Source organism: Rhodococcus sp. KBS0724 (assembly GCF_005938745.2).
Classification (GTDB): Bacteria; Actinomycetota; Actinomycetes; order Mycobacteriales; family Mycobacteriaceae; genus Rhodococcus_F.
The window spans coordinates 117,175-129,253 of sequence record NZ_VCBX02000001.1; the positions used below are offsets into that span (position 1 = coordinate 117,175).

Below are 12,079 nucleotides of genomic sequence, written 5' to 3' on the forward strand. Positions count from 1 at the left end.
ACTATGTCCGTCATGAATACTCCAGTTGCCGTGGTTACCGGGGCCAGCAGTGGCATCGGTGCCGCTACGGTGCGCCACCTCGTCAAAGCGGGTTTCGACGTGGTGATGGGTGCACGCAGAATGGATCGCCTCGACGAGTTGGCCCGTGAAACAGGCGCTCGCGCTCTGCCTCTCGATGTGACGGACGTCGAATCAGTCGACGCCTTCTGCGCGGTGATCGAGCGCTGTGACGTTCTGGTCAACAATGCGGGCGGCGCTTTGGGTGCCGACAGTATCGCCGACACCGACGAAGCCGACTGGACTGCGATGTTCGACGTCAACGTGCTCGGTGTTCTGCGCGTCACACAGCGACTTCTCCCGCGCCTTCGCGAGAGCGGAAACGCGACTGTCGTCACCATCGGTTCGATTGCCGGACGCGAGCCCTATCTCGGCGGAGGTGGATACAACGCCGCGAAACACGCTGTGACAGCGCTCACTCGGGTTCTGCGCCTCGAACTGCTCGGTGAACCCATCCGCGTCTGCCAGATCGATCCCGGCATGGTGGAGACGGAGTTCAGTATGGTGCGCTTCGGTGGCGACAAGGATCGAGCCGACGCGGTGTACGCCGGCGCCGATCCGTTGACCGCGGACGACATTGCGGACTGCGTCGCCTGGGTAGCCACTCGCCCGAGTCGAGTCAACGTCGACTCGATGCTCGTACTGGCTCGCGACCAAACCTCAGCTCAGCGAGTGCACAGGAGGACCGCATGACCGCCACAGTTTCATCCAGCTCGACCGAAGCTGCGCCGATACCCCCTTCTCCACCCGCGGTGGCCGCGAAGAAACGCACACCGATCTTCACGCCGGAACGAGTGCGCTCCATCGGAGTCCGGATTGCGGCCCTGGTTGCGTTCCTCGTGGTGTGGTGGGGTATTACCGCAGCCGGTGTTATCGACGAATTATTCCTTCCTTCACCAGATTTGGTGTGGGATGCGTTCATTCGCGCCAACACCTGGCATCAGGTGGCGCCCGGCGTCGACCGCGAGGTACTCGGCGAACAGAACTACTTTCTCTGGGAACACCTGATCGCCAGCGGTCAGCGCATAGCGGCCGGCGTCGGCGCGGCCGTTATCGTGGGCCCGCTGATCGGTTTTGCGATGGGAATGTCGGTTCCGATCAGAACCTTCGTGGAGCCGTACCTGAACTTCCTGCGTGCGTTGCCGCCGCTCGGATACATCGGCCTGCTGATCGTCTGGTTCGGAATCGGTGACACGTCCAAGATCTGGCTGCTGTTCCTCGCCGCCTTCCCGCCGATCGCGATCGCCACACTCAACGGCGTCACGTCGGTGAAGATCGATCAGATCAACGCCGCAAAAGCTCTGGGGGCGAGCAGAACCCAGGTACTGACCAATGTGGTCTTTCCGTCGACGCTGCCGGAAGTGATCAACGGTATTCGAATCGCAGTCGGATTTGCGTGGACCACCGTGGTGGCCGCGGAACTCAACAACGGCATCCCGGGAATCGGCGGGTTGGCGTATCTGGCCGGCACGCAGCTCAACACACCACTCACAATCGCATGCATCATCGTCATCGGTTGCGCCGCACTTGTTCTCGACTCCGCGATCAAGGCAATCGGAACACTCGTAGCGCCATGGAAGGGTAAAGCATGACCGGTCAGTCGAGGCGTATGGTAATCGCAGTGGTTTCCGCTGCAGCTTTGGGAACAACCTTGACCGCGTGTGTCGAAACGGGTCGTGGTGAGATGAGCCGTTCGATGGACAGTTCGGTGAGTTGCCCTGTCACAGTCGATGAGTCGGTGACGACGTCGGCCCGTATCGGGTATCAGGACATCCCCAACGGTGATCTGATCGTCAAGGATCAGGGACTGCTCGAAGCGTGCATGCCCAACGCGGACATCACGTGGAGCAAGTTCAGTTCCGGTCAGGATGTAGTGCAGGCCTTCGGTTCCGGAAGTCTGGATCTGGGGACCTTGGGTTCAAGTCCGGCGACAATGGCGTTGTCGGCACCGCTGAACATCCCGATGCAGGTCGTCTGGATTCAGGACGTGATCGGCGAAGCCGAATCGCTGGTTGTCAAAGACCCGTCGATCACCACATTGGAAGGGTTGCGGGGCAAGAAAATCGCGACACCCTTCGGCAGTACGTCGCACTACAGCTTGCTCGCTGCCCTCGGTGCGGCGAACATGGCCGCCGATGTCACCCTCATGAGTCTGAAACCGGACGCGATGCTCGGAGCGTGGCAGGGTGGACAGATCGACGCGGCATGGGTGTGGGATCCGACGCTGTCGAAGTTGACGGCCGACGGTCACATCATCATGAGCAGTGCCGATGTCGCGACACAGGGAGCTCCCACATTCGATCTCTCGGGTGCTACCACTGAATTCGTCTCGGCCAATCCGGAATTCATGCTCATGTGGACCAAATTGCAGGACTACGCGGCCGGTCGGATCAATGCCGATCCCACTGGTGCCGCAGTATCGATGTCCGCTCAACTCGGTATTGCCCCCGACGTCATCAAGCCGCAATTGGCGGGCTACACCTACCTCTCGGCAGCCGAGCAGGCCGGACCGGCTTTCCTCGGTGGCGAGTTCACCCAGAGCCTTTTCGGCACTGCTGAATTCCTTCTTCAGCAGGGAAACATCGACGCAGTAAGCCCCAGCAGTACGTACGCCGAGGGAATCTACACGGACGCAGTGACGAAGGTGGGCCAGTCATGACAACCGCAGCTACAGACCTCAGCACTCGCGTTGTACTCACCGAAGTTCGGAAGGAGTACGTCACCGCCGGTGAATCCGTACTTGCACTTGCCTCCACCAGTTTGACCTTTGAACCGGAAGAATTTGTCTGCGTCGTCGGACCGTCCGGTTGTGGCAAGACGACCCTCCTGCAGATGCTTGCCGGTTTTCAGGTGCCGACCGAGGGAACCATCATGGTCGGGAACACTCACATCAAGGGGCCGGACCCGGATCGCGGTGTCGTGTTTCAGCAGGCAAATCTGTACCCGTGGCTGTCGGTTCGAAAGAACGTCGAGTTCGGGCTGAAGATGCGGGGAGTTCCCCGCGCCGAGCGTGCCGCCGAAGCCGATCGGATGCTGGAAATGGTCGGTTTGAAGTTGTATGGTGACCGTAAGCCCTACGAGCTGTCCGGCGGCCAACAGCAGCGCTGCCAGATTGCCCGTGTTCTCATCACAGATCCGCGAATTATCTTGATGGACGAACCTTTTGGTGCACTCGATGCCATGACGCGTGAGAAGTTGCAGCTCGAGCTGCTCGACCTGTGGCGTGAGCGTCGTAAGACGGTCTTCTTCGTCACTCACAGTGTGGAGGAGGCGATCTTCCTCGGAACCCGAGTGATTGTGATGGGGGCTCGACCGGGTCGGGTCATCTACGACCGCAAGGTGTGGTTCAAGAGTGACAACCGCGAACCTGTCGACACCGCCATCCGTTCTACCCCCGAGTTCGTGGCCATGCGTGACGAAGTCGCAGCCAAGATCTACGAGGCGCAAGGCTTGATCGGCGCAACGGTTGCGTTGCACTGACTTTCAACCGAACTGACCTTCAACCGAACTGACTTTCAATCACATGGAGGAGTTTTCGTGAAGCTCGACCGCAAGAAGTGTTTGATCCGAGTATCCAGTGGAGCGCTGGCCCTGTGTGCGGCGGCATCGGTTGTGGCCTTTTCTGCCCCGGCGTCGGCCGAAGGGTCACTGTCCTTCGGGAACCCGCAGGCACCACAACTGTCGCCGGGAACGTTGATCACCGCGCACAACCTCACCGAATCTGCAGCACTGCCCAGTGCCGCGAAGAACGAACGCATCACCTACATGTCCCAAAGTGCGTCGGGCGAGCCAATTCTGGTGTCCGGAGTGGTCGCGATTCCCAAGACACCTGCCCCGGCGGGTGGTTGGCCGGTGATCAGTTGGGCGCACGGCACAACCGGTGTTGCCGACGCCTGTGCACCGTCGGCGGATACTCCCGCCGGTCCGGTGCACGACTATCTGTCGGTGGTCGACCAGACTCTCGACCAGTGGGTTAGCAGTGGATACGTCGTCGTCCAAACCGATTACGAGGGTCTCGGCACTCCCGGTGGGCATCCGTACATGAACGGGACCAGCGCAGCCAACACCGTGACCGACATCGTTCGAGCCGCTCGGCAGGTGGACGATCAGGTAGGCAAGGACTGGTTTGCGATGGGCCACAGCCAAGGTGGGCAGGCAGCGGCCTTTACATCGGCGATCGGCAAGGATCGGGCTCCGGAGCTGAATCTGAAGGGTGCAGTATCGATAGCCCCCGGAAACGGCACTGCGCAAATTCCGGCACTGGTCGCGTCGGGCAACGAGGCAATGGCCGGGGGAGTGCCATTTGTTCCGGTCATCCTTCTGGGCGTCCAGGCAGTTGATCCTTCGGTAGTTCCCGAAGACTTGCTGTCGGATCAGGCTCAGCCGCTTCTCGAGGCTGCTCGGACGGGGTGCCTTGCGGCAGTGCGTGCCGTCCCCACCGTCCCGGTCGCTCAGATCTTCCGTGAGGGTGCAGATCTGACGGCGTTGACGGCAAACCTGAACGAGCAGGAACTGTCCACGGTGACCCCGAAGGTGCCTACGCTGTTCGCGCAGGGAACCACGGATGTCCTTGTCTCGGTGGCAAGTACAACCGGTGCGGTCAAGGATTACTGCGCCAAGGGCTCGGACATCGAGTTTAAGACCTATGAGGGCGCCGATCACCGCGGGGCGATTGCGGCGTCCTACAACGACGCGATGGACTTCACGACAAGAATGCTCGCCGGCGGAGAGGTGAACCCCGGGGCGTGCTGACCGGTATCTCGAGTCGTCGTGATCAGGTGGTTGTACGTAGTTCCCGACGCAGAATCTTCCCGGTTACGGTTTTGGGTAGTTCTTCCACGAGCACTACGGAACGCGGATACTTGTACGCCGCCATTCGTTTCTTGCAGTGGTCGATGAGGTCGTCCGGGGTGACGGAAGCGCCTGCAACGAGGCTGACAAACGCCTTCACGGTCTCGCCTCGGTACTCGTCGGCGATCCCCACGACAGCCGCCTCACGCACTGCCGGGTGTTCGGCAGGAACGTCCTCGACCTCGCGGGGCCACACCTCCCGGAAATGCGCTCAACACGTTCGTCGATTCGAACGTCCTTCTGTCGATCGTGGTGCACCACCAGCCGCACTGTCACGGGCAGAAAGAGAACGGAGGGGTCTTCTGGGGGTACTGTCTGTTCCCGCGCATTGTTCCCGCGCAAAAACGGCGACTACGTGAAGAAGCCGTTCATCGAGATGACCGGCCGGGAAATGTTGGAAGAGACGCTCGGGCATCTCGAAGCGCTGGACGAGAGCGGTGGGCTGGCCGAGCGCAGGCAAGAGATCATGGACAGCGTCGTCAACTCGATACCCAGCTAAATGCCCTATGCCAGTGCATTGTTCAACAGGCGAGCAGTCGGAGACCGGCCGTTGGTCGTCCCGAAGCACTCGAAGAATCTGGCGTTCGTCAGTCAGTTCGCCGAATTGCCGTTCGACATGGTCTTCACCGAGCAGTATTCGGTGCGCTGTGCCCAAGTGGCGGTTTACACGTTCCTGGGAATCCCGGAAGACAAGCTCACCAAGATGCACCACTACGAGAAGGACCCGAAGGTTCTCGCCAAGGCTGCCGTGACGATGTTCCGCTGAGTGATGCTGCGTGCTCAGCGACCGTGACGCTTCTCGTAGTCCTCACGAGTGCGATCGGCGCGGCGCTGGGCTTTCTCGTTCATCAGTTCGGGATCGAGGCCGTGGCTCTGAAGGCGGTGACGGCGGTAGATGTTGCCAAGCGCCACGACAAAATAGGCCAGCGGGATGAGGAGTAGCGCCATCATGGCGAGGGGAATCCAAATCGGCCCCGGAATCAGAAGAAACAGCAGGAGGATGAGCGCCGCCGGCACCGTGAAACGAACTATGTAGCGAACCTGCGCGCCAGGACCGACAAGATCGTTGCGAACCCAATCCTGGTACCTGTCGGGGAGTGTTTTACCCAGAAGGTATCCGCAGTACTGGAAAAAATTCGGGCGGGTCGATTCAGCCATACCTCCAGGATAGTTGCCGGTAGTGCCCGATTTACCCCGGTGCCTGGAAAGTGCGACGGTAGGTGCTCGGTGAGACGCCGAGTGCATCGCTGAGGTGTTGACGCATCGAGGTGGCGGTTCCGAATCCGCAGCGGGCCGCGATCGTGTCGATCGAGAGATCGGTTTCTTCGAGCAGTTCGCGGGCGCGATCGATCCGCCGAGCAGTGAGCCAACGGCCCGGGGTTGTCCCGACCTCGTCGCGGAATCTGCGGCTGAAGGTGCGCACGCTCATGTTGGCGCCGTTCGCCAGGTCCGTAAGGGTGATCGGTTCCCCGAGATGCTCAAGTGCCCAATGTCGGGCCACGGCAGTAGATTCGGAAGGCTTGTCGGCCAGTGGGCGCCGAATGTACTGGGCTTGCCCACCGTCACGCCACGGCGGTACGACGCACCGCCGGGCGACGGTGTTCGCCACTTCCATGCCGTGATCGCGCCGCACGATGTGTAGGCACAGGTCCACGCCCGAGGCCACACCGGCGGAGGTCAGGATGTGGCCCTCGTCGACGAACAGGACGTCGGGGTCCACTTTCACCTTGGGGTAGATGCGCTGGAAGTGATCCGTGTTGCGCCAGTGAGTGGTGGCTCTCAAGCCGTCGAGCAGGCCGGCCGCGGCCAGGATGTACGAGCCCGTGCAGATCGACACGAGTCGGGTCCCAGGGCGAATGTATTCGAAAGCCGCCGCCAACTCCAGGGAGAGGTGGCCGTCCTCGTAGGCGGGACCAAGTTCGTACGACGCCGGAATGACGACGGTGTCCGCAGTGGCGAGCAGTTCACTGCCGTGGTCGACAGTGATGCTGAAATCGGCGTCCGTTCGCACGGGCCGGCCATCGATGGTGCAGGTGAGGATCTCGTACAACGGCTGGTCCTGCGCGTCGATCGCACGTCCGAAGATGCGCGCCGGGATGCCGAGTTCGAAGGGAATGACGCCGTCGAGGGCGAGGACGACAACTCGATGCGGTCCGCTCATGGCCTGATTCTTTCATATATTGGCAATCTGGCCACTGTCGCGGACCGGCGAGGTACAGCAGAATCCTCTTGTGACTTCTGAGATCGCTCTCCCCGAATCGGGTGCACAGCGGGTGCGCCCGCCGCGCTTTCACCGTGCCTGGTCGGTGGCGATCGTGGCCTTCCTGGCGTTGGTCGGTGCTGCCAGTTTCCGCGCGGCGCCGTCCATTCTGATCGACCCGTTGCACGAGGATTTCGGCTGGTCACGTGCCAGTATCTCGGCTGCGGTGTCGGTGAACCTGGTCCTGTACGGACTCACCTCGCCGTTCGCGGCGGCGCTGATGGAGCGCTTCGGTATCCGCGCTGTTGTCACCTCGGCGTTGGCGTTGATCTCGCTCGGCAGTGGTTTGACGATTTTCATGACATCGAGTTGGCAGCTGATCCTGCTATGGGGCGTTTTTGTCGGCTTGGGCACCGGATCGATGGCGCTGGCCTTCGTCGCCACCGTCGTCGACCGTTGGTTTGTCGAGAAGCGTGGGCTCGTCACCGGCATCCTGACAGCCGGCGGCGCGGCCGGTCAGTTGGTGTTTCTGCCCGTTCTGGCAAAGATCGCCGAAACCTACGACTGGAAGAGCGTCGCCTTCACGGTCTCCTTTGCAGCCTTGGCCGTCGTACCGTTTGTGCTGCTGTTCCTGCGTAACTACCCCTCGGACGTCGGGACGACGCCATACGGAGCACCTGCCGATTACGTCGCGCCCGCTGCGCCGGTTCATCAGCGTGGCGGTGCTGGGGGCCGCGCAATTTCCGTGCTGGTCATGGCTTCGAAGACCAAGGTGTTCTGGCTCCTCGCCGGCACATTTGCGATCTGCGGCGCGAGCACCAACGGCCTTGTCGGTACGCACTTCGTTCCGGCGTCGCACGATCACGGCATGCCGATCACCACCGCCGCGTCTCTGCTGGCGTTGATCGGAATTCTCGACATGGTCGGAACCATCGCGTCGGGGTGGTTCACCGACCGGGTCGATTCACGCAAACTGCTCGGCATCTACTACCTGTTCCGCGGAATCTCGCTGCTCTTCCTGCCGTTGCTCCTTGCGAACACGGTCAACCCGCCGATGATCGCGTTTGTCATCTTCTACGGGCTCGATTGGGTGGCGACGGTTCCGCCGACCGTCGCGCTGTGCCGTCAGCACTTCGGCGCCGACGCTCCCATCGTGTTCGGCTGGGTTCTGGCGTCGCACCAGATCGGTGCGGGACTGGTGGCATTCCTCGCGGGTCTGGTCCGCGATCAGATCGGCTCGTACGACGCGGCTTTCTACGTGGCAGGCGCCCTGTGCGCGATTGCCGCCGTAATGTCTCTGATGATTGCAAAAAGGCGCACTGTGATCGGTACCACCGAAGAGGTAAGTTATACGTAACTCCAAGAACTACTCACCAGTAGGGGTACCGAAATGCCAGCTCCGTCCGCTGCGACCTTCTCGCGGCTCGCCGAACTGATCGCCATCGACAACGCTGCCGATCGCCCGACGAAGTCCATCACCGAGGTGTTCACCGGCAAGGAGCTGGCGACCATCCCCGTGGGCACCGCCGACGACGCTCGTGCCGCCATCGCTCGAGCCCGCGTCGCACAGAAGGAGTGGGCAAAGCGTCCCGTCCTCGAGCGAGCTGCGATTTTTCATCGCTACCGCGACCTCATCCTCGAGAACCGCGACGCACTCATGGACATGGCTCAGGCCGAGACCGGTAAGTCGCGTGCGGCTGCGCAGGAAGAAGTGCTCGACATTTCGATGACGGCACGCCACTACGCGCGCGTCGCCCCGAAGCTGCTGCGTCCGCGCCGGGTATCGGGCATGCTCCCCGGCCTGACCAAGACAGTTGTGCGGTACCAGCCCAAGGGTGTTGTCGGCGTCATCTCGCCGTGGAACTACCCGATGACGCTGGCGGTGTCCGACGCTATTGCCGCGCTCCTCGCCGGTAACGGTGTTGTTCTCAAGCCCGACAGCCAGACGCCGTACTGCGCTCTTGCCTGCGTCGAATTGCTGTACAAGGCAGGTCTTCCCCGCGATCTGTTCGCCGTAGTTCCCGGGCCGGGTGGCGTTGTCGGAACAACGCTGGTCGAGAACACCGACTACCTCATGTTCACTGGCTCCACCGCAACCGGGCAGTTGCTCGGCGAGCAGGCCGGCCGTCGCCTCATCGGGTTCTCCGCAGAACTCGGTGGCAAGAACCCGATGATCGTTCTTGCCGGGGCAGATCTGCGTGAGGTCACCGACGCAGCTGTGCGCGCGTGCTTCTCCAACTCCGGCCAGTTGTGTATTTCCATCGAGCGCATCTACGTCGAAGAGTCCATCGCACCCGAGTTCACCCGGATGTTCGGTGACCGCGTCAGGAAGATGAACATCGGCGCCGGGTACGAATTCGGAATCGAGATGGGCAGCCTCGTCTCCGAAGCCCAGGTCAAGGCCATTTCCTCGCATGTCGACGACGCCGTGGTGAAGGGCGCCACCGTCATTGCCGGCGGCAAGGCCCGCCCGGATATCGGACCGCTGTTCTACGAGCCCACGCTCCTCACCGGTGTGCCCGAGGACGCGGAGTGCTACCGCGACGAGACCTTCGGCCCCCTCGTTTCGATCTACCCCGTCAAGGACGCCGAAGAGGCAATCGCCGCCGCAAACGACACCGAGTACGGTCTCAACGCCAGTGTGTGGGCGGGAAGCAAGGCCGCTGGCGAAGCGATTGCCGCGCGAGTGCGCGCCGGAACCGTCAACGTCGACGAGGGTTACGCCCCCACTTGGGGCAGCACCGCTGCGCCGATGGGCGGCATGGGAGTCTCGGGCGTCGGACGCCGTCACGGTGCCGAAGGTCTGATCAAGTACACCGAACCGCAGACAGTTGCGACCACCAGGGTCATGAATCTTGGTGGACCACGCGGAGTTCCGGCCAAGTTGTGGGCCAAGATCATGCCCCACGCCATCAAGATCATGTCCTGGGTTCCGGGCCGGTAGGGGTGCGAGTGGATCGCTCGAGCGCGTACATCGAAGCCGCGCCTGACGCTGTTTGGGCTTTGGTCAGCGATCTAGAGGGAATCGGTCGTTTCAGTCCCGAAAATACCGGTGGTGCATGGACTTCCGGTAAACCAGGCACGGTGGGTGCAACATTCAAGGGCACCAACAAGCATGGTCTGGTGCGGTGGAGCACGCACTGCACCGTCACCGAAGTTGTTGGTGGGCAGAAGTTCTCCTTCGAAGTGGACGAGTCGAAGGCGCGATGGAGCTTTCTCGTGGAGCCGTCGGGAACGGGAACTCTGCTCACCGAGACTCGTGAAATCTTTGCGACGGCACCCCTGTATGTGCGGATCCTGTCCGGTAGCGGAGTTCTCGGCCGCGACCGCGATCAGATCATCCAGGCCGGGATCGACACCACCCTGGCGCGAATCAAGATGCATCTCGAGCAGTCGGCGCATCTCGGAAAGTAAGACACGGTAGATAACGGGGCAGCACTCGACACGAGTGCTGCCCCGCTTTGGCGTCTCCGGGAATTTTTCTTCAAACCCTTGCGTTCGATCTATTGACGATATATCGTCGATACGTCAAACAAACACAGACAGTCCAGGAGGACAACATGTACGCCCCATACAACAACCCAGAAATGCAAGAACGTCGCGAAGGCGGCGGACGTGGACAGCGCCGCGGATTCGGTGAAGGCCGCTTCGAAGGTCAATTTGGAGGTCGCCCAGAAGGCTGGCCTGAAGGAAGCCCCGAAGGCCGATCTGAACGCCGACGCGGCGGAAATCCCGAAGGCCGACGCGGCCGTGGTGGCCCTGATCGTCGAGGTCACGGCGGCTCCGAAGGCCGCGGAGAATTCGGTGGCCGCGGAAGCCGTGGTGGATTTGGAGGACGCGGAGGCCGTGGTGGTCGCCCGGAGTTCACCGAGGCAAGTGCAGCACTTCGCACCGAGACGGGCCTCCTTCGAGGCGCCGTAGTTGCGGTAGCCACTGGCGGAACACCCGAGCAGGTAGCTCAGGCTGAGGCGATTCTCGCCGAAGCGCGGCGCGCGCTGTTCGAACTGCTGGCCCAGAAGCCGGCTGAAGCGCCCGCTGAAGAGGTAACCGGTGAGTCCACCGAAAATCCTGCCGAGACTTCAGCAGAGTGATCACCGCGCTCAGGCGCCGACGGTAACGTCCTCGCTGTTCATGCCGGACACGTGACCGTCGGCGCCTTCTCTCCAGTACCCGACAACATTGTGCTTGTCGCGGGCGATTCCACGAACTTCCCTCAGATGCTTACGAATTCGACGGCTTGTTGCGCTCTCGCACGCCACCCAGGCGTAGGTATTCTCTGAATCGGAGTCTGGGAACTCCACCTTCTCCACAGCATCGAAAAGTGCGCTCGGCGCCTTTCCGAGACCACTCCCCGTGAGCCACGTGTATGTGACTTCGCCGCGAGTGACTAATTCCTGTCGATCCTCTTCCGATTCGACCTCGATGATCGCGTGCGCGACATCGCCTTCACGGAGTTCTTCGACAATTCTGCCCAGACCCGGGAGACCCGTTGCGTCTGCGACGAGCAGTTGCCAGCGGGGGCCTGCGGGAGCTTGGTAATGGGAGCGCGAACTATCTGACCAGAAGACACCGAGTAGGTGTCCGGGTTGCGCGCGCAAAGCCCAATCCGCAGCAATACCGCCAGGGTGCACGACGAAGTCGATGTCGAGACGTCGACCACCGTCGTGCACTTTGCGCACTGTGTAGTGCCGCCACGGCGGTTCGGTTCCGAGGTCGGCCTTGCCGTAGTCGGGATTGTTGAAGAACTCGTAGTTGGCTTCTGTCTCACCGGGTTTCGGAAAGGCGAGGTCGATTCGCTCGTCTCCCTGCCCGCCGGTCGGCCAATGCCAGTCACCTTCTGCTTCGATGCTGATCCGTCGCATGTGGGGGGTCAAGGACAGCACGGATACGACGCGGGCAGGCTCGCAGAAAGACATGCGTCGACCATACGGTTTCGGCCTGTCGATGTGGGGACAGATGCTGTCGCAAGGA

Annotated in this window: 12 protein-coding genes and 2 pseudogenes; 10 read left to right on the forward strand and 4 right to left on the reverse strand. The window is 61.7% G+C overall.

The annotated features are described in order from the left end of the window. Positions 1-12 precede the first annotated feature (12 nt). From FFI94_RS00510 to FFI94_RS00530, 5 genes are all read left to right on the forward strand, one after another. Positions 13-750, forward strand: coding sequence for an SDR family NAD(P)-dependent oxidoreductase (locus FFI94_RS00510; protein WP_138871272.1), 738 nt, complete (start codon positions 13-15; stop codon positions 748-750). Beyond that, positions 747-1,649 (forward strand): ABC transporter permease, encoded by a 903-nt coding sequence (locus tag FFI94_RS00515; RefSeq protein WP_138871273.1) that lies wholly within the window; start codon positions 747-749, stop codon positions 1,647-1,649. Before FFI94_RS00510 ends, FFI94_RS00515 begins: the two co-directional genes overlap by 4 nt. Positions 1,650-1,678: 29 nt before the next feature. Then, positions 1,679-2,716: an ABC transporter substrate-binding protein gene (locus FFI94_RS00520; protein WP_260683760.1), complete on the forward strand. Its 1,038-nt coding sequence runs from the start codon at positions 1,679-1,681 to the stop codon at positions 2,714-2,716. Then, positions 2,713-3,537 (forward strand): ABC transporter ATP-binding protein, encoded by an 825-nt coding sequence (locus FFI94_RS00525; RefSeq protein ID WP_138871275.1) that lies wholly within the window; start codon positions 2,713-2,715, stop codon positions 3,535-3,537. Before FFI94_RS00520 ends, FFI94_RS00525 begins: the two co-directional genes overlap by 4 nt. Before the next feature lie 84 nt (positions 3,538-3,621). Further along, positions 3,622-4,809 (forward strand): lipase family protein, encoded by a 1,188-nt coding sequence (locus FFI94_RS00530; RefSeq protein WP_397495548.1) that lies wholly within the window; start codon positions 3,622-3,624, stop codon positions 4,807-4,809. A gap of 22 nt (positions 4,810-4,831) precedes the next feature. Here FFI94_RS00530 and FFI94_RS00535 read toward each other — a convergent pair. Continuing rightward, positions 4,832-5,107: pseudogene (locus FFI94_RS00535) on the reverse strand (long-chain fatty acid--CoA ligase); the annotation flags it as partial. A 177-nt stretch (positions 5,108-5,284) separates the two neighbouring features. Here FFI94_RS00535 and FFI94_RS00540 point away from each other — a divergent pair. After that, a pseudogene (locus tag FFI94_RS00540) lies at positions 5,285-5,674 on the forward strand (oleate hydratase). 14 nt (positions 5,675-5,688) lie between these two features. Here the strand turns inward: FFI94_RS00540 and FFI94_RS00545 are convergent. Then, on the reverse strand, positions 5,689-6,066 hold the full coding sequence (locus FFI94_RS00545) for a DUF5313 family protein (protein ID WP_138871276.1): 378 nt from the start codon (positions 6,064-6,066) through the stop codon (positions 5,689-5,691). A 31-nt stretch (positions 6,067-6,097) separates the two neighbouring features. Beyond that, entirely contained in the window at positions 6,098-7,069 is a 972-nt protein-coding gene (locus tag FFI94_RS00550) for a GlxA family transcriptional regulator (protein WP_138871277.1), read from the reverse strand. A gap of 70 nt (positions 7,070-7,139) precedes the next feature. Between FFI94_RS00550 and FFI94_RS00555 the strand changes: the two genes are divergently transcribed. The 4 genes from FFI94_RS00555 to FFI94_RS33520 all read left to right on the forward strand — a co-directional run bounded on the left by FFI94_RS00555 (position 7,140) and on the right by FFI94_RS33520 (position 11,029). Beyond that, positions 7,140-8,465: an MFS transporter gene (locus FFI94_RS00555; protein WP_138871278.1), complete on the forward strand. Its 1,326-nt coding sequence runs from the start codon at positions 7,140-7,142 to the stop codon at positions 8,463-8,465. A gap of 33 nt (positions 8,466-8,498) precedes the next feature. Then, positions 8,499-10,052: a succinic semialdehyde dehydrogenase gene (locus tag FFI94_RS00560; RefSeq protein ID WP_138871279.1), complete on the forward strand. Its 1,554-nt coding sequence runs from the start codon at positions 8,499-8,501 to the stop codon at positions 10,050-10,052. An 8-nt stretch (positions 10,053-10,060) separates the two neighbouring features. Beyond that, positions 10,061-10,522: an SRPBCC family protein gene (locus FFI94_RS00565; RefSeq protein ID WP_138871280.1), complete on the forward strand. Its 462-nt coding sequence runs from the start codon at positions 10,061-10,063 to the stop codon at positions 10,520-10,522. Positions 10,523-10,723: 201 nt separating this feature from the next. Continuing rightward, positions 10,724-11,029: a hypothetical protein gene (locus tag FFI94_RS33520; RefSeq protein WP_185993099.1), complete on the forward strand. Its 306-nt coding sequence runs from the start codon at positions 10,724-10,726 to the stop codon at positions 11,027-11,029. A 179-nt stretch (positions 11,030-11,208) separates the two neighbouring features. Here FFI94_RS33520 and FFI94_RS00575 read toward each other — a convergent pair whose 3' ends face one another. Continuing rightward, positions 11,209-12,024, reverse strand: a complete 816-nt coding sequence (locus FFI94_RS00575) for a siderophore-interacting protein (RefSeq protein ID WP_138871281.1) — start codon at positions 12,022-12,024, stop codon at positions 11,209-11,211. Positions 12,025-12,079 lie beyond the last annotated feature (55 nt).

Coding starts and splice junctions, on each gene's coding strand:
- FFI94_RS00545 (WP_138871276.1), bottom strand. CDS start 6,066: ATGGCTGAATCGACCCGCCCGAATTTTTTCCAGTACTGCGGATACCTT.
- FFI94_RS00575 (WP_138871281.1), bottom strand. CDS start 12,024: ATGTCTTTCTGCGAGCCTGCCCGCGTCGTATCCGTGCTGTCCTTGACC.
- FFI94_RS00510 (WP_138871272.1), top strand. CDS start 13: ATGAATACTCCAGTTGCCGTGGTTACCGGGGCCAGCAGTGGCATCGGT.
- FFI94_RS00525 (WP_138871275.1), top strand. CDS start 2,713: ATGACAACCGCAGCTACAGACCTCAGCACTCGCGTTGTACTCACCGAA.
- FFI94_RS00515 (WP_138871273.1), top strand. CDS start 747: ATGACCGCCACAGTTTCATCCAGCTCGACCGAAGCTGCGCCGATACCC.
- FFI94_RS00550 (WP_138871277.1), bottom strand. CDS start 7,069: ATGAGCGGACCGCATCGAGTTGTCGTCCTCGCCCTCGACGGCGTCATT.
- FFI94_RS00560 (WP_138871279.1), top strand. CDS start 8,499: ATGCCAGCTCCGTCCGCTGCGACCTTCTCGCGGCTCGCCGAACTGATC.